A 23,011-nucleotide genomic window follows, 5' to 3' on the forward strand; every position below is an offset into this window, starting at 1 on the left:
CCTTTCGCGACACAAGGCCGCTCCTACAGGGGGTAAGTGGCCTTTGAGATCAATGATGCTTGCGCGGCACCGGCTTCAACAGCTCATCCGGCGGCATCTCGCACTTGATCTTGCGCCCCAGCAGCTCTTCGATTGCCGGCAGCTGGTACGAATCGTCCTCGCCGGCAAAGCTGATCGACACACCACTGCTCCCCGCACGGCCGGTACGGCCGATGCGGTGCACGTAGTCGTCCGGATCTTCCGGCAGGGTGAAGTTGATCACGTGGCTGATGCCGTCGATATGGATACCGCGCCCGGCCACGTCGGTGGCCACCAGCACGCTGATGCGCCCCTCGCGGAAGTTCTCCAGGGTGCGGATGCGCTTGTGCTGCGGCACGTCGCCCGACAGCTGGGCGGCGTTGATGCCGTCGCGCACCAGTTTTTCCTCGATGCGCCGCACTTCGTCCTTGCGGTTGGCAAACACCATCACCCGTTCCCACTTGTTCTGCGTGACCAGGTTGTACAGCAGCTTGTACTTGTCGCTGCCGGCCACGGCATAGACGTGCTGCTCGACGGTCTCGCTGGCGACGTTCTCCGGCTCGATCTCGACGATGGCCGGGTCGGTGGTCCACTGCTTGGCCAGGTTCATCACGTCGTCGGTGAAGGTGGCGGAGAACAGCAGGGTCTGGCGCTCGCTCTTCGGCGGGGTCTGGCGGATGATCTGGCGGACCTGGGGGATGAAGCCCATGTCGAGCATGCGGTCGGCCTCGTCCAGCACCAGCACCTCGACCATGTCCAGGTGCACCTCGCCGCGCTGGTTGAAGTCCAGCAGGCGGCCGGGGGTGGCCACCAGGATGTCGCAGTGGCGGGCCTCCAGCGATTTCAGCTGCTTGTCGAAGTCCATGCCGCCGACGAAGCTCATCACGTTCAGGCCGCTGTACTTGGTCAGGGCCTGGGCATCCTTGGCGATCTGTACCACCAGCTCGCGGGTCGGGGCGATGATCAGCGCCCGCGGCTCGCCCATGTAGCGTTCCTTGGGCGGCGGCACCTGCTGCAACTGCGAGATGATCGAGATCAGGAACGCGGCGGTCTTGCCGGTGCCGGTCTGGGCCCGGCCGATGGCGTCCTGGCCACGCAGGGTGTGGCCCAGGACCTGGGCTTGGATCGGCGTGCAGTAGGGGAAGCCGAGGTCGTGGATGGCGTGCATCAGCTCGTTGGAGAGCTTGAAGTCGTGGAAGCGGGTCTTGCCTTCCTGCGGCTCGACCACGAAGTCCTCGGGCTTCCACAGGCTGGCCTGGGGCTTGGGCTTGCGTTCGCGGCGCGGCTTGTCCCGGGCGGGCTGCTCGGCGCGCGGCTGTTCGGCGGATTGGGGCTCGGCCTGTGGTTTTGCCGCGGCCCTGGGCTTGGCGTGCTGGCGCGCTGGCGCCTTCTCGACAGGCGGTTGCGCGGCCGGCGCGGGCGGGGTCACGGCGACGGGCTCGGCGGCCTGCGGCGCGGCGTCTCCCTTGGCGAATATTTTCTTGAGTGCCTTGAGCACGGTCGTCTCGTCAACTGGTTAAGGAATGTACGCCGGGCAGTGTAATGCAAGAATCGGGCGCGGCGTAGTGCAATGCATGACGGGCTACAGGGTTACTGCAGCTGGCGGCTCAGCCATTCATGGATGTCGTTGAGTTCCTCGACCACCACTTCGTGCTCCATCGGGTACTCGTACCAGCGGGCGGCGACGCCCCAGGTGTTGAGGTACTCGAACGCGGTGCGGCCCATCGACGGGATCACCACCGGATCGTGCACACCGTGCAGGCACAGCGCCGGGGTGCGCTGCTGGCAGGCGCTCAGCTGCTGGCCGTCGGTGAAGGTTGGCGCGTAGGTGGACAGGGCGATCACCCCGCCCAGGGCTTCCTGCCACTTTATATAGGCGGTGTGCAGTACCACGGCGCCGCCCTGGGAGAAACCGGCGAGGAAGATGCGCGACAGGTTGATGCCCTTGGCCTGTTCCGCCTTGATCAGGGCAATGACCTGATCGGCCGATTCCTCCAGCTGCGTTTCGTCGATGGCCCGCGCCGGGGTCATGGCCTTGATGTCGTACCAACTGGGCATCTCGTAGCCACCGTTGATGGTCACCGGGCGGGTGGGGGCCTGGGGCATGATGAAGCGGGTGCTCAGCAGGCGTTCCTGGAGAAATTCCGCCACAGGTAGGAAGTCGTAACGGTCGGCCCCCAGGCCGTGCAACCAGATCACACAGGCGTCGGCGGTTTTCTGGGGTTCGAGGATCAGCGGGTTGGTCATGACTGCTCCGAAAGAGTGCTTGCGTACTTATGTAGTGCGTAAAAAGAAGGCATTGGAGGTTAATGCCAGAAAAAGATGTCGCAACTCTACAACTTTTACTACTTGACTACCGCTTAATCACTTAAGCCTTCGACTGTGGTACGCCCTTTGCTACGTCCTTGCCATGCGAAGAGGTGGACCGGTCGCGGTAACACCCCTCGTGTGGATCGAAGGCTGTCATAGAACAGCCCATTGCGCCAATTGACCCAAAAACAAGCCAACAAGGGGTCGGATGCGCCTCATAAGGGTGCGGTGCAATTCCGGCTCATACAACAAGAGCGATTTGGAGGTTGTTGATGAAGATGTTGAAAACCACCCTGGCCGTCCTGACCGCCGCCGCCGCGCTGGGCGCCACCAGCTTCGCCCAGGCCGGCGCCACCCTCGACGCGGTGAAGAAGAAGGGCTTCGTCCAGTGTGGCGTGAGCGATGGTCTTCCAGGCTTCTCTGTACCGGACGCGCAAGGCAAGATCGTCGGCATCGACGCCGATGTGTGCCGCGCCGTGGCCGCCGCGGTGTTCGGTGACGCGACCAAGGTCAAGTTCAGCCAGCTCAACGCCAAGGAGCGCTTCACCGCGCTGCAGTCCGGCGAAGTCGACGTGCTGTCGCGCAACACCACCTGGACCAGCTCGCGCGATGCCGGCATGGGCCTGGTGTTCGCCGGTGTCACCTACTACGACGGCGTCGGCTTCCTCGCCAACAAGAAACTCGGCGTCTCCAGCGCCAAGGAACTCGACGGCGCGACCATCTGCATCCAGGCTGGTACCACCACCGAGCTGAACGTCTCCGACTACTTCCGCGCCAATGGGCTGAAGTACACCCCGATCACCTTCGACACCTCCGACGAAAGCGCCAAGTCGCTGGAGTCCGGCCGTTGCGACGTGCTGACCTCCGACAAGTCGCAGCTGTTCGCCCAGCGTTCCAAGCTGGCCGCGCCGACCGAGTACGTGGTGCTGCCGGAAACCATCTCCAAGGAGCCGCTGGGCCCGGTGGTACGCAAGGGCGACGAGGAGTGGTTCAGCATCGTCAAGTGGACCCTGTTCGCCATGCTCAATGCCGAAGAGGCCGGCGTCACCTCGAAGAACGTCGAGGCCGAGGCCAAGTCCACCAAGAATCCTGACGTCGCCCGCCTGCTGGGCGCCGATGGTGAGTACGGCAAGGACCTCAAGCTGCCCAAGGACTGGGTAGTGCAGATCGTCAAGCAAGTCGGCAACTATGGCGAAGTGTTCGAGAAGAACCTGGGCCAGAGCACCGACCTGAAGATCGACCGTGGCATGAACGCCCTGTGGAACAACGGCGGCATCCAGTACGCGCCACCGGTGCGCTGATGGTTGCACCCGCGGCGGCATCCTGCCGCCGCGGGTCGTTCGAATCCCTTCTTTTCGGGGCACTTCATGCAAAATCAAATCGGCGCACGGAAAGGGTTTTCCCTTAGTGATCCACGTGTGCGCGCGTGGCTGTTCCAGATCCTCACGGTGCTCTTCGTGGTGGGCCTGGGCTGGTACCTGTTCCACAATACGCAGACCAACCTGCAGCACCGGGGCATCACCTCGGGCTTCGATTTCCTCGAGCGCAGCGCCGGCTTCGGCATCGCCCAGCACCTGATCCCCTACGTGGAATCGGACAGCTACGCCCGGGTGTTCGTCATCGGCCTGCTCAACACCCTGCTGGTGACCTTCATCGGCATCATCCTGGCGACGCTGCTGGGCTTCATCATCGGCGTGGCGCGGCTGTCACCGAACTGGATGATCAACAAGCTGGCAACGGTGTACGTGGAGACCTTCCGCAACATTCCGCCGCTGCTGCAGATCCTGTTCTGGTACTTCGCCGTGTTCCTGACCCTGCCGGGGCCACGGGGCAGCATCAACATCGACGATACCTTCTTCATCAGCAACCGCGGCCTGAACATGCCCGGCGCCTCGATGGCCGAGGGCTTCTGGCCGTTCGTCATCGCGCTGGCGCTGGCGATCGTCGCCATCGCGGTGATGGTGCGTTTCGCCAACAAGCGTTTCGACGAAACCGGCGAGCCGTTCCACAAGTTCTGGGTCGGCCTGCTGCTGTTCATCGGCATCCCCGGCGTCTGCGCGCTGCTGTTCGGCAGCCCGGTGCACTGGGAAGTGCCGCAGCTCAAGGGCTTCAACTTCGTCGGTGGCTGGGTGCTGATCCCCGAGCTGCTGGCGCTGACCCTGGCGCTGACCATCTACACCGCGGCGTTCATCGCCGAGATCGTGCGTTCCGGCATCCGCTCGGTCAGCCACGGCCAGACCGAGGCGGCCCGCTCGCTGGGCCTGCGCGAAGGCCCGACGCTGCGCAAGGTGATCATTCCCCAGGCGTTGCGGGTGATCATTCCGCCGCTGACCAGCCAGTACCTGAACCTGGCGAAGAACTCGTCGCTGGCCGCCGGTATCGGCTACCCGGAGATGGTCTCGCTGTTCGCCGGTACCGTGCTCAACCAGACCGGCCAGGCCATCGAGGTGATCGCCATCACCATGAGCGTCTATCTCGCCATCAGCATCAGCATTTCGCTGCTGATGAACTGGTACAACAAGCGCATTGCGCTGATCGAGCGGTGAGGGTACTTCCGTGACAGCCCATGTTTTCAAACCCGACATGCCGCCACCGGTGAAGACCGTTGGCGTGCTCGCCTGGATGCGGGCCAACCTGTTCTCCAGCTGGCTCAACACCCTGCTGACATTGTTCGCCCTGTACCTGGTCTGGCTGATCGTGCCGCCGCTGGTGCAGTGGGCGTTCATCGACGCCAACTGGGTCGGCACCACCCGCGCCGACTGCACCAAGGAGGGCGCCTGCTGGGTGTTCATCCAGCAGCGCTTCGGCCAGTTCATGTACGGCTACTACCCGGCGGAACTGCGCTGGCGCGTCGACCTGACCGTGTGGCTCGCCGTGCTCGGCGCAGCGCCCTTGTTCATCAAGCGCTTCCCGCGCAAGGCCGTGTACGGCCTGGGCTTCCTGGTGTTGTACCCGATCCTCGCCTACATCCTGCTGCATGGCGGCGCGCTGGGCCTGGACACGGTGCCCACCAGCCAGTGGGGCGGCCTGATGCTGACCCTGGTGATCGCCACGGTCGGTATCGTCGGCGCCTTGCCACTGGGCATCCTGCTGGCGCTGGGGCGTCGTTCGAACATGCCGGCGGTGAAGGTGGTCTGCGTGACCTTCATCGAGTTCTGGCGCGGCGTGCCGCTGATCACCGTGCTGTTCATGTCCTCGGTGATGCTGCCGCTGTTCCTGCCCGAGGGCATGAGCTTCGACAAGCTGCTGCGGGCGATGATCGGCGTGATCCTGTTCCAGTCGGCGTACATCGCCGAGGTGGTGCGTGGCGGCCTGCAGGCCATCCCCAAGGGCCAGTACGAAGCCGCCGCGGCCATGGGCCTGGGCTACTGGCGGGCGATGGGCCTGGTGATCCTGCCCCAGGCGCTCAAGCTGGTGATCCCCGGCATCGTCAACACCTTCATCGCCCTGTTCAAGGACACCAGCCTGGTGATCATCATCGGCCTGTTCGACCTGCTCAACAGCGTCAAGCAGGCAGCGGCTGACCCGGCCTGGCTGGGCATGGCCACCGAGGGCTACGTGTTCGCCGCCCTGGTGTTCTGGATTTTCTGTTTCGGTATGTCCCGCTACTCCATGCACCTGGAGCGCAAGCTGGACACTGGCCACAAGCGTTAGGAGTTTCGAAATGAGTGAAGCGATCAAGCAGCCTGCCGGCCCCGAAGGCATCATCCAGATGCAGGGCGTGAACAAGTGGTACGGCCAGTTCCATGTGCTCAAGGACATCAACCTGAACGTGCGCCAGGGCGAGCGTATCGTCCTGTGCGGGCCGTCCGGCTCGGGCAAGTCGACCACCATCCGCTGCCTCAACCGCCTGGAGGAGCACCAGCAGGGGCGCATCGTCGTCGATGGCGTGGAGCTTACCAACGACCTCAAGCAGATCGAGGCGATCCGCCGCGAGGTGGGCATGGTGTTCCAGCACTTCAACCTGTTCCCGCACCTGACAATCCTGGAGAACTGCACCCTGGCGCCGATGTGGGTGCGCAAGCTGCCGCGGCGCAAGGCCGAGGAAATCGCCATGCACTTCCTCGAGCGCGTGCGCATTCCGGAGCAGGCGCACAAGTACCCGGGGCAGTTGTCCGGTGGTCAACAGCAGCGGGTGGCGATTGCCCGGGCGCTGTGCATGAAGCCGAAGATCATGCTGTTCGACGAGCCGACTTCGGCGCTGGACCCGGAGATGGTCAAGGAGGTGCTCGACACCATGGTCAGCCTGGCCGAAGACGGCATGACCATGCTCTGCGTGACCCACGAGATGGGCTTTGCCCGCACCGTGGCGAACCGGGTGATCTTCATGGACAAGGGGGAGATCGTCGAGCAGGCCGCGCCGGATGACTTCTTCGACCGGCCGCGCAGTGATCGGACCAAGCTGTTCCTGAGCCAGATCCTGCATTGATGCAATCGGGGCCGCAAAGCGGCCCCTGATCCAAGCCTTACTTCTCTTCCTTTGCCGCCACCGGCGCCGGCGGCGGCCGCAGCCCCACCTCGGCCACCAGCTTCAGCTGCTGCCCATTGCGCACCACCTCGATGGTGATCTTCTCATTGGGCTTGATCCGCGCCACCTGGTTCATCGACTTGCGCCCGTCACCGGCCGGCTCGCCATTGATGCTCAGGATCACGTCGCCCAGCTGCAGCCCTGCGCGCGCCGCCGGGCCATCGCGGAAGATGCCCGCCACGACGATCCCCGGGCGGCCCTGCATGCCGAACGATTCGGCCAGTTCCTGGCTCAGCGGCTGCACTTCGATGCCCAGCCAGCCACGGATCACCTGGCCGTGTTCGACGATCGACTTCATCACCTCCAGCGCCAGCTTGACCGGGATGGCGAAGCCGATGCCCTGGGAACCACCGGACTTGGAGAAGATCGCCGTGTTGATACCCACCAGGTTGCCGTTGGCATCCACCAGCGCGCCGCCGGAGTTGCCCGGGTTGATCGCAGCGTCAGTCTGGATGAAGTCTTCGTAGTTGTTCAGGCCCAGCTGGTTACGGCCGGTGGCGCTGATGATGCCCATGGTCACGGTCTGGCCGACGCCGAACGGGTTGCCGATGGCCAGGGTCACGTCACCGATGTGGATGTTGTCGGAGCGGCCGATGGTGATCGCCGGCAGGCTCTTGAGGTCGATCTTCAGCACCGCCAGGTCGGTTTCCGGGTCGCTGCCGATCACCCGGGCGAGGGTCTCGCGGCCGTCCTTGAGGGCCACGACGATCTGGTCGGCGCCGCTGGTGACGTGGTTGTTGGTCAGCAGGTAGCCTTCCGGGCTCATGATCACCGCCGAGCCCAGGCTCGACTCCCAGCGCCGCTGCTTGGGCAGGTTGTCGCCGAAGAAGCGGCGGAACTGCGGGTCTTCGAACAGCGGGTGGGCGCTCTTGTTCACCACCTTGGTGGTGTACAGGTTGACCACCGCGGGCGCGGCCAGGGTCACGGCATCGGCGTAGGACACCGGGCCCTGCATGATCTTCGTGGTTTGCGGGGCCTGCTGCAGGTTGACGTCCTGGCTGGGCAGACCGACCCATTGCGGGAAGCGCTGGATGATCAGGATGGCGATCAGCACGCCGGTGAGCAGCGGCCAGCCGAAGTAACGCAGAGCCTTGAACATGAATGAATCCTGGGAGTAGGGCGGGGGCCATGTCAGTTCGGCCCGGGGCGAGCGCGCGCGATCATACACGTGAATACAACGATCAGCGATGGCTGGGATCCCCCAGGCGACTGCCGCCGGTTCCCCCGAAACCGGCGACGGCCCATAATGGCGGCCATTATAGGGCCTCGCGCCCTGTCGCAACGCCGAATTCGAGGAGATTTTTCATGGCCGTCGCCCTCAATACCCTGGTCGAGGAAGCCGAGCGCTACCTGGGCAGCGCGAAGATCCAGGACTACTGCCCCAACGGCCTGCAGGTCGAGGGCCGCCCCCAGGTCAGCCGTATCGTCAGCGGCGTGACCGCCAGCCAGGCGCTGCTGGACGCGGCGGTCGAGGCCGAGGCCGACCTGGTGCTGGTGCACCATGGCTACTTCTGGAAGGGTGAAAACCCGTGCATCACCGGGATCAAGCAGCGGCGCCTGAAGACCCTGCTCAAGCACGACATCAGCCTGCTGGCCTTCCACCTGCCGCTGGACGTGCACCCGGAAGTGGGCAACAACGTGCAGCTGGCGCGCCAGCTGGACATCACCGTCGAAGGCCCGCTGGACCCGAACAATCCCAAGGTGGTCGGCCTGGTCGGTTCGCTGGCGGAACCTGTGTCGGCGCGGGATTTCGCCCGTCGGGTACGCGAGGCGCTGGGGCGCGAGCCGTTGGTCGTCGAGGGTGAGCAGATGATCCGCCGGGTCGGCTGGTGCACCGGGGGCGGGCAGGGCTACATCGACACCGCCATCGCCGCCGGGGTCGACCTGTTCATCAGTGGCGAGGCGTCCGAGCAGACGTTCCACAGTGCCCGCGAGAACGGCGTGAGCTTCATCGCCGCCGGGCACCACGCCACCGAGCGCTATGGTGTGCAGGCGCTGGGGGATTACCTGGCGCGGCGGTTCGCGGTCGAGCACCTGTTCATCGATTGTCCGAATCCGATCTGACGGCCTCATCGCGGGGCAAGTCGGGTCGCCGCATCGCCGCTCCCACGAACACCGTGGGAGCGGGCTTGCCCCGCGATGCTTTTTCGCCCAAACCCCTAGTCATATCATTAGACCTTTTCGATCTAGGCAGCCTCCTAAATAGAATCAGGTGCTGTGATAAAGTGGCTCGCTCGAACACGGCCCGCAGGCCGTCCATAAGATCGTTTTTCGTGAGTAGCCATGGTCGACAATCTGACGCACTTGAAACAGCTGGAGGCGGAGAGCATCCACATCATCCGCGAGGTGGCCGCCGAGTTCGACAACCCGGTGATGCTGTACTCGATCGGCAAGGATTCCGCGGTCATGCTGCACCTGGCGCGCAAGGCGTTCTTCCCGGGCAAGCTGCCGTTCCCGGTGATGCACGTCGACACCCAGTGGAAGTTCCAGGAGATGTACCGCTTCCGCGACAAGATGGTCGAAGAGATGGGCCTGGAGCTGATCACCCACGTCAACCCCGAGGGTGTGGCGCAGGGCATCAACCCGTTCACCCATGGCAGCTCCAAGCACACTGACATCATGAAGACCCAGGGCCTGAAGCAGGCGCTGGACAAGCATGGCTTCGACGCCGCCTTCGGTGGCGCGCGCCGCGACGAAGAGAAGTCGCGGGCGAAAGAACGCGTCTACTCGTTCCGTGACAGCAAGCACCGCTGGGACCCGAAGAACCAGCGCCCGGAGCTGTGGAACATCTACAACGGCAAGGTCAACAAGGGCGAGTCGATCCGCGTGTTCCCGCTGTCGAACTGGACCGAGCTGGACATCTGGCAGTACATCTACCTCGAAGGCATTCCGATCGTGCCGCTGTACTTCGCCGCCGAGCGCGAAGTGATCGAGAAGAACGGCACCCTGATCATGATCGACGACGAGCGCATCCTCGAGCACCTGAGCGACGAGGAGAAGGCGCGCATCGTCAAGAAGAAAGTGCGTTTCCGTACCCTGGGCTGCTACCCGCTGACGGGCGCGGTCGAGTCTGAAGCCGAGACCCTGACGGACATCATCCAGGAAATGCTCCTGACCCGAACGTCCGAGCGCCAGGGCCGCGTCATCGACCACGATGGCGCCGGTTCCATGGAAGACAAAAAACGCCAAGGCTACTTCTAATTTCAGGGTTTCCTCATGTCGCACCAATCCGATTTGATCAGCGAGGACATCCTCGCCTACCTGGCCCAGCACGAGCGTAAAGAGCTGCTGCGCTTCCTGACCTGCGGCAACGTGGACGACGGCAAGAGCACCCTGATCGGGCGCCTGCTGCACGACTCGAAGATGATCTACGAGGACCACCTCGAGGCCATCACCCGCGATTCGAAAAAATCCGGCACCACTGGCGAGGAAGTCGACCTGGCGCTGCTGGTGGACGGCCTGCAGGCCGAGCGCGAGCAGGGCATCACCATCGATGTCGCCTACCGCTATTTCTCCACCGCCAAGCGCAAGTTCATCATCGCCGACACCCCGGGCCACGAGCAGTACACCCGCAACATGGCCACCGGCGCGTCCACCTGCGACCTGGCGATCATCCTGGTCGACGCCCGCTACGGCGTGCAGACCCAGACCCGCCGGCACAGCTACATCGCCTCGTTGCTGGGCATCAAGCACATCGTCGTCGCGGTCAACAAGATGGACCTCAAGGGCTTCGACGAGCAGGTCTTCGAGTCGATCAAGGCCGACTACCTGAAGTTCGCCGAGGGCATCAACCTCAAGCCGAGCAGCCTGCACTTCGTGCCGATGTCGGCGCTCAAGGGCGACAACGTGGTCAACCGCAGCGAGCGTTCGCCGTGGTACACGGGGCCGGCGTTGATGGAGATCCTCGAGACCGTCGAGATCGCCGCCGACCGCAACGTCACCGACCTGCGTTTCCCGGTGCAGTACGTCAACCGTCCGAACCTGAACTTCCGTGGCTTCGCCGGCACCATCGCCGGTGGCGTGGTGCACAAGGGTGACGAGATCGTCGTGCTGCCGTCGGGCAAGAGCAGCCGGGTCAAGTCCATCGTCACCTATGAAGGCGAGTTGGAGAACGCCGGCCCCGGCCAGGCCGTGACCCTGACCATGGAGGACGAGATCGACATCTCCCGTGGCGACCTGCTGGTGCATGCCGACAACGTACCGTCGGTCACCGACCAGTTCGACGCCATGCTGGTGTGGATGGCCGAGGAGCCGATGCTCCCGGGCAAGAAATACGACATCAAGCGCGCCACCAGCTACGTGCCGGGCTCGATTGCCAGCATTACCCACAAGGTCGATGTGAGTACCCTGGAGCAGGGCGCCGCCAGCGCGCTGCAGCTCAACGAGATCGGCCGGGTCAAGGTCGCGCTGGACAGCGCCATCGCCCTGGACGGCTACGAGAGCAACCGCACCACCGGCGCGTTCATCGTCATCGACCGCCTGACCAACGGCACCGTCGGCGCCGGCATGATCATCGCCCCGCCGGTACTGCCGCACGGCAGCACCGGCCAGCACGGCAAGCTGGCCCATGTGTCCACCGAGGAGCGTGCCCTGCGCTTCGGCCAGCAGCCGGCCACCGTGCTGTTCAGCGGCCTGTCCGGCGCCGGCAAGAGCACCCTGGCTTATGCCGTGGAGCGCAAGCTGTTCGACATGGGCCGTGCGGTCTATGTGCTCGATGGCCAGAACCTGCGCCACGACCTGAACAAGGGCCTGCCGCAGGACCGCGCCGGTCGCACCGAGAACTGGCGCCGCGCCGCCCATGTGGCGCGCCAGTTCAACGAAGCCGGCCTGCTGACCCTGGCAGCGTTCGTTGCCCCGGATGCCGAAGGCCGCGAGCAGGCCAAGGCGCTGATCGGCAAGGAGCGTCTGGTCACCGTCTATGTGCAGGCGTCGCCGCTGGTGTGCCGTGAGCGTGATCCGCAGGGGCTGTACGCGGCCGGTGGCGACAACATTCCGGGCGAGAGCTTCCCGTTCGATGTGCCGCTGGATGCGGACCTGGTGATCGACACCCAGTCGGTCAGCGTCGATGAGGGCGTGAAGCTGGTGCTGGATGTGCTGCGTCAGCGTGGTGCGATCTGAGTAACCGCGTGATCTAAGAAACCCCGCTTCGGCGGGGTTTTTTGTTTGGTTCAGTGTAGGAGCGGCCTTGTGCCGTGAACGGGGCGCAGCGCGCCCCCGACTCTCTAGATGTGTTTCTCGGAAACGGGAATCACCCGCCGCTCCTTCACCGCCTTGTACGAAAAACTCGAATAGATCTCCTTCACCCCCGGCAAGCGTTGCAGCACCTCCCGGGTGAATTCGCCGAACGACTCCAGGTCCCGCGCCAGGATCTCCAGCAAAAAGTCATAGCGCCCGGAGATGTTGTGGCAGGCGACGATCTCGGGAATCTCCATCAGCCGCTGCTCGAACGCCAGGGCCATCTCCTTGGTGTGCGAGTCCATCATGATGCTGACGAACGCGGTCACCCCGAAGCCCAGCGACTTGGGCGAAAGAATGGCCTGGTAGCCGGTGATGTAGCCGTTGTCCTCCAGCAGCTTGACCCGCCGCCAGCAGGGCGAAGTGGTCAGGGCAACCTGGTCGGCAAGTTCGGAAACGGTCAGGCGGGCGTTGTCCTGCAGGGCGGCGAGCAGGGCGCGGTCGGTACGGTCAAGAGCTGAAGGCATGTCTTGCCCTCCTGGTTCTGTTTTTGTTGTTTTTCTTTCAAAACTTGCGCAATTGCGTGGGCAAGTTTGGAAAAAGCGCGGCAGCTTGGTGGCATAAGCTTATAACAAACCACAAGAGGCTGTTGCCATGCGCGACTCCAACAAGAACACCGGTTTCTCCACGCGGGCCATCCACCATGGCTATGACCCGCTGTCCCACGGCGGCGCCCTGGTGCCGCCGGTTTACCAGACCGCCACCTATGCCTTCCCCACCGTCGAGTACGGCGCCGCCTGCTTCGCGGGCGAGCAACCGGGGCATTTCTATAGCCGCATTTCCAATCCGACCCTGGCCCTGCTCGAGCAGCGCATGGCGTCTTTGGAAGGGGGCGAGGCCGGGCTGGCGTTGGCCTCCGGCATGGGCGCCATCACCGCCACGCTATGGACCCTGCTACGCCCCGGTGACGAGCTGATCGTCGGCAGCACCCTGTACGGCTGCACCTTCGCCTACCTGCACCACGGTATCGGCGAGTTTGGCGTGAAGATCCGCCATGTCGACCTCAACGACATCCCGGCACTGCAGGCCGCGATCACGCCGAAGACGCGGATGATCTATTTCGAAACCCCGGCCAACCCCAACATGCAGCTGGTGGATATCGCCGCGGTGGTCGATGCCGCCCGTGGCCATGATTTGAGCATCGTGGTCGACAACACCTACTGCACGCCCTACCTGCAACGCCCGCTGGAGCTGGGCGTGGACCTGGTGGTGCATTCGGCCACCAAGTACCTGTCCGGGCATGGCGACATCACCGCCGGTCTGGTGGTCGGGCGCAAGGCGCTGGTCGACCGCATCCGCCTGGAAGGCCTCAAGGACATGACCGGCGCGGTGCTGTCGCCCCATGACGCGGCGCTGCTGATGCGCGGCATCAAGACCCTGGCCCTGCGCATGGACCGTCACTGCGCCAATGCCCAGCAGGTGGCCGAGTTCCTCGCCGAACAATCACAGGTCGAGCTGCTGCATTACCCGGGCCTGCCATCCTTCCCGCAGTACGCGCTGGCCCAGCGGCAGATGCGCCTGCCGGGCGGCATGATCGCCTTCGAACTCAAGGGCGGGATCGAGGCCGGTCGTCGCTTCATGAACGCCCTGCAGCTGTTCAGTCGCGCGGTGAGCCTGGGCGATGCCGAGTCGCTGGCCCAGCACCCGGCGAGCATGACCCACTCCAGCTATACCCAGCAGGAGCGTGCCGAGCATGGCATCTCGGAAGGGCTGGTGCGCCTGTCGGTGGGGCTGGAAGACATCGACGACCTGCTCGCCGACATTGCCCAGGCCCTGAAGGCCTGTGCCTGAACCGCCACGGATGAGGCCTGCGCGATGGTAGCGATGATGAACCCGAACGAGCCGTTGACGGCCCTGGAAGCCGCCCTGGACAGTGACCCCGGGGAAACCGCCGAGTGGTGCGAGGCCCTGTCCTCGACCTTGGCCCACTGCGGCCCGGCGCGGGCGCGCTACCTGCTGCAGCGCCTGCAGGCCCATGCCCTGGAGCTGGGCCTGGAGCGTGAGACCCAGGCCTTCTCGGCCTACCGCAACACCTTGCCGGTGGAGCAGCAGGGCAACTATCCGGGCGACCTGGAACTGGACGAGCGACTCACCGGCATCCTGCGCTGGAACGCCCTGGCCATGGTGGTGCGGGCCAACCATGCCTACGGCGAGCTGGGCGGGCATATCGCCAGCTATGCCTCGGCGGCGGAAATCTTCGAGGTCGGCTTCCAGCATTTCTTCCGGGGCGAGGGCGGCGGCGCGCAGCGCAGTGGCGATTTGGTGTTCTTCCAGCCGCACTCGGCGCCGGGCATTTATGCCCGCGCCTTCCTCGAGGGACGCCTGAGCGAGACGCAACTGGCCAACTACCGCCAGGAGGTCGCCGGCAACGGCCTGTGCTCCTATCCGCATCCCTGGCTGATGCCCGATTTCTGGCAGTTCCCTACCGGCTCCATGGGCATCGGCCCGCTCAATGCCATCTACCAGGCCCGGTTCATGCGCTACCTGCAGCACCGCGGTCTGCTCGATACTTCGGCGCGGCATGTGTGGGGCGTGTTCGGCGATGGCGAGATGGACGAGCCAGAGTCGATCGCCGGCCTGACCCTGGCCGCCCGCGAAGGCCTGGACAACCTGACCTTCATCGTCAACTGCAACCTGCAGCGCCTGGACGGCCCGGTGCGTGGCAACGGCCAGATCATCCAGGAGCTCGAAGCGCTGTTCAGCGGCGCCGGCTGGAACGTGATCAAGGTGCTTTGGGGCTCGGAGTGGGACGCGCTGTTCGCCCGGGATCATGAGCATGCGCTGCTGCGCCAGCTGGCGGCGACACCCGACGGGCAGTTCCAGACTCTCGGCGCCAAGGACGGCAGCTACAACCTCGAGCACTTCTTCAAGCAGAACCCGGCCTTGCAGCGCCTGGTGACGCATATGAGCGCTGACGAGATCAACGCCCTCAAGCGCGGTGGCCACGATTTTCGCAAGCTGCATGCCGCCTATGCCGCGGCCAAGGCCTGCAAGGGCCGGCCGACGGTGATCCTGGCCAAGACCAAGAAAGGCTACGGCATGAGCAGTGCCGGTGAGTCGCGGATGACCGCGCACCAGGCCAAGAAGCTCGATGTGCAGGCACTGCTGGCCTTCCGCGACCGCTTCCACCTGCCGCTGTCGGACGAGGAAGTGGAGCAGCTTCGCTTCTACCGTCCGGCCGCCGACAGCCCGGAGATGATCTACCTGAGCCAGCGCCGCGAGGCACTGGGCGGGCCGCTGCCGGTGCGGCGCAGCGATTGCGCCGGCCTGCCCGTGCCGGACCTGGACAGCTTCGCCGGCTTTGCCCTGCGCGCCGAGGACAAGGAAATGTCCACCACCATGGCCGCCGTGCGGATGCTCGGCAACTGGCTCAAGGTGCCGGGGCTGGGGCCGCGGGTGGTGCCGATCGTCGCCGACGAAGCGCGGACCTTCGGCATGGCCAGCCTGTTCCGCCAGATCGGCATCTACTCGCCCCAGGGGCAACGCTATGAGCCGGAGGACGCCGGCTCGCTGCTGGTCTACAAGGAAGCGCGCGACGGCCAGTTGCTGGAGGAGGGCATCACCGAGGCCGGGGCGATCTCTTCCTGGATCGCGGCGGCGACCGCCTATGCGGTGCATGGCGAGGCGATGCTGCCGGTGTATATCTATTACTCGATGTTCGGCTTCCAGCGGGTCGGCGACCTGATCTGGGCCGCCGCCGACCAGCGCGCCCGCGGCCTGTTGCTCGGCGCCACCGCGGGGCGTACCACGCTGGGTGGCGAGGGGCTGCAGCACCAGGACGGCTCGAGCCTGGTCATGGCTTCCATGGTGCCCAATTGCCGTGCCTGGGACCCGTGCTTTGCCGGCGAGCTGGCGGTGATCCTCGACCATGCCGCACGGCGCATGCTGGTGGAGCAGCGGGACGAGTTCCACTACGTGGCGGTGATGAATGAAAACTACCCGCAGCCGTCGTTGCCCGAGGACGTGCACGAGGATGTATTGCGAGGCATGTACCGGTTTGCCCGGCATGCCTCGGCAGCGTCCCGTGGCCAGGTGCGATTGCTGGGCTCGGGCACTATCCTGCGCGAGGTGATCGCCGCCGGCGAGTTGCTGGCCAGTGATTGGCAGATCGACAGCGAGGTGTTCAGCGTCACCAGCTTCAGCGAGCTGGCGCGTGGGGCCAGGGATGCGCAACGCCTGGCGATGGCCGGGGAGCAGGGAGATTGTCATGTGCGTCGTTGCCTGCCCGGTGATGCCCCGGTGATTGCGGCCAGCGACTATGTGCGTGCCTGGCCGCAACTGATTGCCGAGTATGTGCAGGCGCCCTACATCACCCTGGGCACCGATGGTTTCGGGCGCAGTGATACGCGTCAGCAACTGCGTCGGTTCTTCGAGGTGGATCGGCATGCCGTGGTATTGGCGGCATTGTACGGGCTGGTGTGCCAGGGCGTGTTGCCGGCGGATGTGCTCGGGCAGGCGAGGGCGCGCTATGGGATTGGCGAGGAGGGGGCGGCCTGGTATCGGTGAGGTGGCCTGTGCCAGCTCTATCGCGGGGCAAGCCCGCTCCCACGGAGTGATATGGCGGGTAGATCCTGCCCACAAAAAAGGCCTCTTTCGAGGCCTTTTGCATGTCATCGACTCAGCGCTTGAGCCCGTAGCTCTCGTCGAGCATGCCCGGCGAGTTAGGGGCCTTTGGTGCATAGTCGCGCGGCACCTCGGCGGTGTCCTTCGGCGGCGTCAGGCGATCGCGCGGGCCTTGCGCGGCTTCCGAGTGCAGCGCGGCCAGCAGGCGCTGGCGGGTCAGCTCGTCCAGGGCCAGGCGGTTGGCGCCGTCGGCCAGGTGATCCTGGACGTCCTGGTAGCTCTGGGTCAGTTTCTTGACCAGCGAGGCAGTGCTGTTGAAGTGGGTCACCACTTCATTCTGGTAATTGTCGAAGCGCTGCTGGATGTCATCCAGCTGGCGTTGGGTGTTGCTCGGTGCCGCGTTGGGCAGCAGGCGGGCCACTGCGAAACCGACGCCGACGCCGACAACCAGGGCCAGGGTCGGCAGCAACCAAACAAGGAGCGAGTGTTCCACGAGTCCTTCCTCTATAAACGGCTTTGCTTTACGTTAACGGCTCAGACCTGCGCTGTATACCGCGAGCGATCGCAAATCAGAACAGAATTCCTCAGCTAGACGAGTCGACCCTCCTCGAGGTCACGGAGTAGTGCCTTGCTTATCCGCGAAACACCCTTGTTCATCGATGGCCCGTGCGGCCAGCTGGAAGCCTTGTACCTGGACGTGGCCGACGCCCGTGGCGCGGTGCTGATCTGCCACCCCAACCCGGTCCAGGGCGGCACCATGCTCAACAAGGTGGTGTCGACCCTGCAACGCACTGCCCGCGACGCCGGCTACGTCACCCTGCGCTTCAACTACCGTGGTGTCGGCCAGAGTGCCGGCAGCCATGACATGGGCGCTGGTGAAGTGGCCGACGCCGAGGCCGCCGCAGCCTGGCTGCGCGAGCAGCATCCCGAACTGCCGCTGGTGCTGATGGGCTTCTCCTTCGGTGGTTTCGTCGCCGCCAGCCTGGCCGGCCGCCTGGAGGCCGGGGGCGTGGCCCTGCAGCAGCTGTTCATGATTGCCCCGGCGGTGATGCGCCTGAACGAACAGTTCCCGTTGCCCGAGCGCGTCGCCCTCACAGTGGTGCAGCCGGACACCGACGAAGTGGTCGACCCGCAGTTGGTCTACGACTGGTCGAATGACCTGTCGCGCCCCCATGAGCTGCTGAAAGTGGCAGAATGCGGACACTTCTTCCATGGCAAGCTGACCGATCTGAAGGATCTGCTGCTGCCGCGCCTTTCGAACTGAGCCAAGCCTGAATAAGCGAACAGCCATGACCACGCGCATCCTCACCGGTATCACCACCACCGGCACCCCGCACCTGGGCAACTACGCCGGCGCCATCCGCCCGGCCATCCTCGCCAGCCAGCAGCCCGGCGTCGACTCGTTCTACTTCCTGGCCGACTACCACGCCCTGATCAAGTGCGACGACCCGCAGCGCATCCAGCGCTCGCGCCTGGAGATCGCCGCCACCTGGCTGGCCGGCGGCCTGGATCCGGACAAGGTGACCTTCTACCGCCAGTCGGACATCCCCGAGATCCCCGAGCTGACCTGGCTGCTGACCTGTGTCGCCGCCAAGGGCCTGCTCAACCGTGCCCACGCCTACAAGGCCTCGGTGGACAAGAACGTCGAGGCCGGCGAAGACCCGGACGCCGGCGTGACCATGGGCTTGTTCAGCTACCCGGTGCTGATGGCTGCCGACATCCTGATGTTCAACGCCAACAAGGTGCCGGTCGGCCGCGACCAGATCCAGCACGTGGAAATGGCCCGCGACATCGGCCAGCGCTTCAACCACCTGTTCGGCCAGGGCAAGGACTTCTTCGCCCTGCCGGAAGCGGTGATCGAGGAGAGCGTCGCCACCCTGCCGGGCCTGGACGGTCGCAAGATGTCCAAGAGCTACGACAACACCATCCCGCTGTTCACCAGCGCCAAGGACATGAAGGACGCCATCTCGCGCATCGTCACCGACTCCAAGGCGCCGGGCGAGGCCAAGGATCCGGACAATGCGCACCTGTTCACCCTGTTCCAGGCCTTCTCCACGCCGGCGCAATGCGCCGCGTTCCGTGAAGAGCTGATGCAGGGCCTGGGCTGGGGCGAGGCCAAGCAGCGCCTGTTCCAGCTGCTCGACGGCCAGCTGGCCGAAAAGCGCGAGCACTACCACCAGCTGATCTCGCGCCCGTCGGACCTGGAGGACATTCTCCTTGCCGGCGCCGCCAAGGCCCGCAAGATCGCCACGCCGTTCCTGGAGCAACTGCGCGAGGCGGTTGGCCTGCGCTCGTTCCGCACCACCGTGCAAGCCACCACTGAAGTGAAGAAGAAGGCTGCCAAGACTGCCCGCTTCGTCAGCTTCCGCGACGAGGACGGCAGTTTCCGCTTCCGCCTGCTGGCCGCCGATGGCGAGCAACTGCTGCTGTCGCGCAGCTTCGCCGATGGCAAGAGCGCCGGTGCGGTGAGCAAGCAACTGCAGCAAGGTGGCGAGGCCGATGTACGGGTCGAGGGACTGAGCTTCAGCCTGTGGCTGGAGGGCGAGCAGGTTGCCGACGGGCCGCAGTTCGAGGCCGCCGAGGCCCGTGATGCGGCGGTCCAGAGCCTGCGCGAAGCGCTGCAACCCGTTCAGGAGTAATGGGTTTCGTGGGAGCGGGCTTGCCCCGCGATTGGCGTTGGATCATGCAACAAAGCTTTGTTTTCCGACGCCATCGCGGGGCAAGCCCGCTCCCACGAGGTTGATTCCTGCGCGCATTGGTCGCATGTATCATTGCCATCAGGCGGGCCGGTCGCTACAGTGACGGCCCGTTTTTTGTTGCCTCGCTAACGAAATCATGACGCCCCTAGAACGATATCAAGCAGATCTGAAACGTCCCGACTTCTTCCATGACGCGGCGCAGGAAACTGCGGTGCGTCACCTGCAGCGCCTGTACGACGACCTGGTGCGCGCGCAGAACAACAAGCCGGGCATGTTCGGCAAGCTGTTCGGCAAGAAGGAGCAGACGCCGGTCAAGGGCCTGTATTTCTGGGGCGGGGTAGGGCGAGGCAAGACCTACCTGGTCGACACCTTCTATGAAGCGCTGCCGTTCAAGCAGAAGATGCGCACGCACTTCCACCGCTTCATGAAGCGCGTCCACGAGGAGATGAAGACCCTCAAGGGCGAGAAGAACCCGCTGACCATCATCGCCAAGCGCTTCAGCGACGAGGCCAAGGTGATCTGCTTCGACGAGTTCTTCGTCTCCGACATCACCGATGCGATGATCCTCGGCACCCTGATGGAAGAGCTGTTCAAGAACGGCGTGTCGCTGGTGGCCACCTCCAACATCGTCCCCGACGGCCTGTACAAGGACGGCCTGCAGCGCGCGCGCTTCCTGCCGGCCATCGCCATGATCAAGCAGTACACCGACGTGGTGAACGTCGACAGCGGCGTGGACTACCGGTTGCGCCATCTGGAGCAGGCCGAACTGTTCCACTTCCCGCTCGACGCCGCAGCCCATGAGAGCTTGCGGGCGAGCTTCAAGGCGCTGACTCCGGAGTGCACCCAGGCCGTCGAGAACGACGTGCTGATGATCGAAAACCGCGAGATTCACGCCCTGCGCACCTGTGACGACGTCGCCTGGTTCGACTTCCGCGCCCTGTGCGATGGGCCCCGCAGCCAGAACGACTACATCGAACTGGGCAAGATCTTCCACGCTGTGCTGCTGAGCAATGTCGAGCAGATGGGCGTGACCACCGACGATATCGCCCGGCGCTTCATCAACATGGTCGACGAGTTCTACGACCGTAACGTGAAGCTGATCATCTCGGCGGAAGTGGAGCTGAAGGATCTGTATACCGGCGGACGCCTGAGCTTCGAGTTCCAGCGTACCCTGAGCCGGTTGCTGGAGATGCAGTCCCACGAGTTCCTGTCGCGGGCGCACAAGCCGTAAACCAACGCGGCAAACCATCGCGGGGCAAGCCCGCTCCCACCGGTCCGTGGGAGCGGGCTTGCCCCGCGATGGTTTTCAGGCTTCCTGCATGAACTGCTGCCGATACTGGTTCGGCGACAGCTCGGTGTGCTGGCGGAACAACCGAGCGAAGAAGCTCGCGTCGTCGTACCCCACCTCATAGCTGATGGTCTTGATGCTCTTGCGCGTGCTCGACAGCAGGCCCTTGGCTGTCTCGATCCGTAGCCGTTGCAGGTAGTGCAGGGGCTTGTCGCCGGTGGCGCTCTGGAAGCGGCGCATGAAGTTGCGGATGCTCATGCCGTGGTTGCGGGCCACGTCCTCGAAGCGGAACTTGTCGGCGAAGTGCTCCTCGAGCCAGTGCTGGATCTGCAGGATGATCAGGTCCTGGTGCAGCTTCTGGCCGCCGAAACCCATGCGCCCCGGCGTGTAGCTGCGCTGCACCTCGTAGAGGATGTCGCGGGCCACGGCGCGGGCCACGTTGGCGCCGCAGAAACGCTCGATCAGGTAGATGTACAGGTCGCAGGCTGAGGTGGTGCCGCCGGCGCAGTACAGGTTGTCGGCGTCGGTCAGGTGCTTGTCCTGGTTCAGGCGGATCTTCGGGAAGCGCTCGGCGAAGCTGGCGAAGAAGCGCCAGTAGGTGGTTGCCTCCTTGCCATCGAGCAGCCCGGATTCGGCCAACCAGAACACGCCGCTGGCCTCGGCGCACAGTACCGCGCCGCGGGCATGCTGCTCGCGCAGCCAGGGCAGGACCTGGGGGTAGCGTTGCAGCAGGTTGTCGAAGTCGTCCCAGAAGGCCGGCAGGATGATCACGTCGGCGTCGTTCAGGCCGCTGTCGACCGGCAGCTGCACGTTGCTGAAGCTGTCCACGGGCAAGCCGTCCGGGCTCACCAGGCCGATCTCGAACATCGGCTGCAGGCCCAGGCCCAGCTGCTTGCTGTAGCGCAGGCTGGCCAGGTGGAAGAAATCCTTGGCCTGCATCAGTGTCGAAGCGAACACTTTATCCACGGCCAGGATGCTGACGCGCCGCAAGGACGCGGAGGGTTGGGTAAACATCATTGTCATTGTTCTTATAGGGTAGAGTGGTCAATCACCGGCTGGATCGTCTTATTTTTTGGCGATTGTGTCTACCCCGCAAAAGTACGATCCCCATCGCGGGGCAAGCCCGCTCCCACGTTAATCGCAAAGACTTGTGGGAGCGGGCTTGCCCCGCGATGGGTCGTCAGCTCAAGGCGCCGGATTCGGCTGCTCCTGGTGAATCGCCTCGATCGCCGCCAGCAGCTCATCGCCCAGGTTCAGGGCCAGGCTGTCGATGTTGCTTTGCAGCTGCTCCACCGTCGTCGCACCAATGATGTTGCTGGTCACGAACGGCTGGCGCGTCACGAACGCCAGGGCCATCTGCGCCGGGTCCAGCCCATGCTCGCGGGCCAGTTGCACATAACGGCTGCAGGCTGCCACGGTCTGCGGGTTGGAGTAGCGAGCGAAGCGGCTGAACAGGGTCAGGCGGCCGTTCGCCGGGCGAGCGCCGTTTTCGTACTTGCCCGAGAGCATGCCAAAGGCCAGCGGCGAATAGGCCAGCAACCCGCACTGCTCGCGGATCGCGACTTCCGCCAGGCCCACCTCGAAGCTGCGATTGAGCAGGTTGTAAGGGTTCTGGATCGACACCGCCCGTGGCCAGCCGCGGGTCTCGGCCAGGTGCAGGAACTTCAGGGTGCCCCATGGGGTTTCGTTGGACAGGCCGATGTGGCGGATCTTGCCGGCGCGGACCTGGTCGTCGAGCACCTCCAGGGTTTCCTCCAGCGGGGTGAAGATATCCTGGGGCAGGTGCTGGTAGCCGAGCTTGCCGAAGAAGTTGGTGCTGCGCTCGGGCCAGTGCAGCTGGTACAGGTCGATGCGGTCGGTCCGCAGGCGCTTCAGGCTCTCGTCCAGGGCGGCGACGATGTGCTGGCGGTTGTGCCTGAGCTGGCCGTCGCGGATGTGGCTGATACCGTTGCCGGGGCCGGCGACCTTGCTGGCCAGGATCCAGTCGTCACGGTCGCCGTTGGCGGCGAACCAGTTGCCGATGATGCGCTCGGTGGCGGCGTAGGTTTCCGGGCGCGGTGGCACCGGGTACATCTCGGCGGTGTCGATGAAGTTGATGCCGTGGGCCTTGGCCAGCTTGATCTGGGCGAAGGCGTCATCCTGGGTGTTCTGCTCGCCCCAGGTCATGGTGCCCAGGCACAGGGCGCTGACGTTGAGGTCGGTACGGCCGAGCTTGCGGTATTCCATCGGGAAGACGCTCCATGGTAAAGAGGCCCATAAAAGCAGGTTGAAATTTTTCCTGCAATCTGGATAATTCGGCCCCTCTCCGTGTGGCGGAAGTGATGCACCACCATGCAGGGGAACCCTTGTCGAACATTGGCGTGCCCGACC

The 23,011-nt window shown here is 64.6% G+C and carries 19 protein-coding genes; 12 read left to right on the forward strand and 7 right to left on the reverse strand.

Translation table 11 applies throughout. The annotated features are described in order from the left end of the window. Positions 1–49: 49 nt before the first annotated feature. Both rhlB and HU751_RS13070 read right to left on the reverse strand, forming a co-directional pair. On the reverse strand, positions 50–1,516 hold the full coding sequence (gene rhlB, locus HU751_RS13065) for an ATP-dependent RNA helicase RhlB (protein WP_186731924.1): 1,467 nt from the start codon (positions 1,514–1,516) through the stop codon (positions 50–52). 92 nt (positions 1,517–1,608) lie between these two features. Beyond that, positions 1,609–2,265: an alpha/beta hydrolase gene (locus HU751_RS13070; RefSeq protein WP_186731925.1), complete on the reverse strand. Its 657-nt coding sequence runs from the start codon at positions 2,263–2,265 to the stop codon at positions 1,609–1,611. A 335-nt stretch (positions 2,266–2,600) separates the two neighbouring features. Between HU751_RS13070 and HU751_RS13075 the strand changes: the two genes are divergently transcribed. The 4 genes from HU751_RS13075 (at position 2,601) to HU751_RS13090 (ending at position 6,757) form a co-directional block, all read left to right on the forward strand. Continuing rightward, positions 2,601–3,629 (forward strand): amino acid ABC transporter substrate-binding protein, encoded by a 1,029-nt coding sequence (locus tag HU751_RS13075; protein WP_023629381.1) that lies wholly within the window; start codon positions 2,601–2,603, stop codon positions 3,627–3,629. Between the two features lie 66 nt (positions 3,630–3,695). Then, positions 3,696–4,874, forward strand: a complete 1,179-nt coding sequence (locus tag HU751_RS13080) for an amino acid ABC transporter permease (RefSeq protein ID WP_186731926.1) — start codon at positions 3,696–3,698, stop codon at positions 4,872–4,874. 10 nt (positions 4,875–4,884) lie between these two features. Further along, positions 4,885–5,982 (forward strand): amino acid ABC transporter permease, encoded by a 1,098-nt coding sequence (locus HU751_RS13085; RefSeq protein ID WP_050703823.1) that lies wholly within the window; start codon positions 4,885–4,887, stop codon positions 5,980–5,982. Between the two features lie 10 nt (positions 5,983–5,992). Next, complete coding sequence (locus HU751_RS13090) at positions 5,993–6,757, forward strand: amino acid ABC transporter ATP-binding protein (protein ID WP_050703824.1); 765 nt, start codon at positions 5,993–5,995, stop codon at positions 6,755–6,757. A 37-nt stretch (positions 6,758–6,794) separates the two neighbouring features. Here the strand turns inward: HU751_RS13090 and algW are convergent, their stop codons facing one another. Next, positions 6,795–7,955, reverse strand: coding sequence for a Do family serine endopeptidase AlgW (algW, locus tag HU751_RS13095; protein WP_186731927.1), 1,161 nt, complete (start codon positions 7,953–7,955; stop codon positions 6,795–6,797). Between the two features lie 206 nt (positions 7,956–8,161). On the opposite strand from algW, the gene HU751_RS13100 reads away from it, so the two are divergent. The 3 genes from HU751_RS13100 (at position 8,162) to cysN (ending at position 11,974) form a co-directional block, all read left to right on the forward strand. Beyond that, positions 8,162–8,920, forward strand: a complete 759-nt coding sequence (locus HU751_RS13100) for a Nif3-like dinuclear metal center hexameric protein (protein WP_028689771.1) — start codon at positions 8,162–8,164, stop codon at positions 8,918–8,920. A 219-nt stretch (positions 8,921–9,139) separates the two neighbouring features. Beyond that, positions 9,140–10,057 carry a sulfate adenylyltransferase subunit CysD gene (cysD, locus tag HU751_RS13105; protein WP_011535568.1) on the forward strand — a complete coding sequence of 306 codons (918 nt, stop codon included), beginning with the start codon at positions 9,140–9,142 and terminating at the stop codon, positions 10,055–10,057. A 15-nt stretch (positions 10,058–10,072) separates the two neighbouring features. Then, positions 10,073–11,974: a sulfate adenylyltransferase subunit CysN gene (gene cysN / locus HU751_RS13110; protein ID WP_186731928.1), complete on the forward strand. Its 1,902-nt coding sequence runs from the start codon at positions 10,073–10,075 to the stop codon at positions 11,972–11,974. 104 nt (positions 11,975–12,078) lie between these two features. Here the strand turns inward: cysN and HU751_RS13115 are convergent, their stop codons facing one another. After that, positions 12,079–12,558 (reverse strand): Lrp/AsnC family transcriptional regulator, encoded by a 480-nt coding sequence (locus tag HU751_RS13115; RefSeq protein ID WP_028689769.1) that lies wholly within the window; start codon positions 12,556–12,558, stop codon positions 12,079–12,081. A 127-nt stretch (positions 12,559–12,685) separates the two neighbouring features. Between HU751_RS13115 and HU751_RS13120 the strand changes: the two genes are divergently transcribed. Next, positions 12,686–13,882: a methionine gamma-lyase gene (locus HU751_RS13120; RefSeq protein ID WP_186731929.1), complete on the forward strand. Its 1,197-nt coding sequence runs from the start codon at positions 12,686–12,688 to the stop codon at positions 13,880–13,882. A 33-nt stretch (positions 13,883–13,915) separates the two neighbouring features. Further along, a complete protein-coding gene (mdeB, locus tag HU751_RS13125) occupies positions 13,916–16,597 on the forward strand; it encodes an alpha-ketoglutarate dehydrogenase (protein WP_225933319.1) in 2,682 nt (893 codons plus the stop codon). 112 nt (positions 16,598–16,709) lie between these two features. On the opposite strand, the gene HU751_RS13130 is transcribed toward mdeB, so the two are convergent. Further along, complete coding sequence (locus HU751_RS13130; protein ID WP_186731931.1) at positions 16,710–17,147, reverse strand: Z-ring associated ZapG family protein; 438 nt, start codon at positions 17,145–17,147, stop codon at positions 16,710–16,712. A 135-nt stretch (positions 17,148–17,282) separates the two neighbouring features. Between HU751_RS13130 and HU751_RS13135 the strand changes: the two genes are divergently transcribed. The 3 genes from HU751_RS13135 (at position 17,283) to zapE (ending at position 20,584) form a co-directional block, all read left to right on the forward strand. After that, positions 17,283–17,918, forward strand: coding sequence for an alpha/beta hydrolase (locus tag HU751_RS13135; RefSeq protein ID WP_186731932.1), 636 nt, complete (start codon positions 17,283–17,285; stop codon positions 17,916–17,918). Positions 17,919–17,943: 25 nt separating this feature from the next. Then, complete coding sequence (locus HU751_RS13140; RefSeq protein ID WP_186731933.1) at positions 17,944–19,293, forward strand: tryptophan--tRNA ligase; 1,350 nt, start codon at positions 17,944–17,946, stop codon at positions 19,291–19,293. A gap of 196 nt (positions 19,294–19,489) precedes the next feature. Then, complete coding sequence (gene zapE, locus HU751_RS13145; protein WP_186731934.1) at positions 19,490–20,584, forward strand: cell division protein ZapE; 1,095 nt, start codon at positions 19,490–19,492, stop codon at positions 20,582–20,584. Positions 20,585–20,659: 75 nt separating this feature from the next. Here zapE and HU751_RS13150 read toward each other — a convergent pair whose 3' ends face one another. Together HU751_RS13150 and HU751_RS13155 are read right to left on the reverse strand one after the other, a co-directional pair. Continuing rightward, positions 20,660–21,556 carry a GlxA family transcriptional regulator gene (locus tag HU751_RS13150; protein ID WP_167388431.1) on the reverse strand — a complete coding sequence of 299 codons (897 nt, stop codon included), beginning with the start codon at positions 21,554–21,556 and terminating at the stop codon, positions 20,660–20,662. A gap of 270 nt (positions 21,557–21,826) precedes the next feature. Continuing rightward, the gene (locus HU751_RS13155; RefSeq protein WP_186731935.1) at positions 21,827–22,867 is read right to left on the reverse strand and encodes an NADP(H)-dependent aldo-keto reductase; all 1,041 of its coding nucleotides are present in this window, start codon (positions 22,865–22,867) and stop codon (positions 21,827–21,829) included. Positions 22,868–23,011 lie beyond the last annotated feature (144 nt).

The organism is Pseudomonas peradeniyensis (assembly GCF_014268935.2).
Lineage (GTDB): Bacteria > Pseudomonadota > Gammaproteobacteria > Pseudomonadales > Pseudomonadaceae > Aquipseudomonas > Aquipseudomonas peradeniyensis.

Bases quoted from the DNA above. Each gene is read 5' to 3' on its own strand.
- zapE (WP_186731934.1), top strand. From the start codon at position 19,490: ATGACGCCCCTAGAACGATATCAAGCAGATCTGAAACGTCCCGACTTC.
- HU751_RS13075 (WP_023629381.1), top strand. From the start codon at position 2,601: ATGAAGATGTTGAAAACCACCCTGGCCGTCCTGACCGCCGCCGCCGCG.
- HU751_RS13100 (WP_028689771.1), top strand. From the start codon at position 8,162: ATGGCCGTCGCCCTCAATACCCTGGTCGAGGAAGCCGAGCGCTACCTG.
- HU751_RS13120 (WP_186731929.1), top strand. From the start codon at position 12,686: ATGCGCGACTCCAACAAGAACACCGGTTTCTCCACGCGGGCCATCCAC.
- mdeB (WP_225933319.1), top strand. From the start codon at position 13,916: ATGATGAACCCGAACGAGCCGTTGACGGCCCTGGAAGCCGCCCTGGAC.
- HU751_RS13115 (WP_028689769.1), bottom strand. From the start codon at position 12,558: ATGCCTTCAGCTCTTGACCGTACCGACCGCGCCCTGCTCGCCGCCCTG.
- HU751_RS13080 (WP_186731926.1), top strand. From the start codon at position 3,696: ATGCAAAATCAAATCGGCGCACGGAAAGGGTTTTCCCTTAGTGATCCA.
- cysD (WP_011535568.1), top strand. From the start codon at position 9,140: ATGGTCGACAATCTGACGCACTTGAAACAGCTGGAGGCGGAGAGCATC.
- HU751_RS13070 (WP_186731925.1), bottom strand. From the start codon at position 2,265: ATGACCAACCCGCTGATCCTCGAACCCCAGAAAACCGCCGACGCCTGT.
- cysN (WP_186731928.1), top strand. From the start codon at position 10,073: ATGTCGCACCAATCCGATTTGATCAGCGAGGACATCCTCGCCTACCTG.
- HU751_RS13090 (WP_050703824.1), top strand. From the start codon at position 5,993: ATGAGTGAAGCGATCAAGCAGCCTGCCGGCCCCGAAGGCATCATCCAG.
- algW (WP_186731927.1), bottom strand. From the start codon at position 7,955: ATGTTCAAGGCTCTGCGTTACTTCGGCTGGCCGCTGCTCACCGGCGTG.
- HU751_RS13155 (WP_186731935.1), bottom strand. From the start codon at position 22,867: ATGGAATACCGCAAGCTCGGCCGTACCGACCTCAACGTCAGCGCCCTG.
- HU751_RS13140 (WP_186731933.1), top strand. From the start codon at position 17,944: ATGACCACGCGCATCCTCACCGGTATCACCACCACCGGCACCCCGCAC.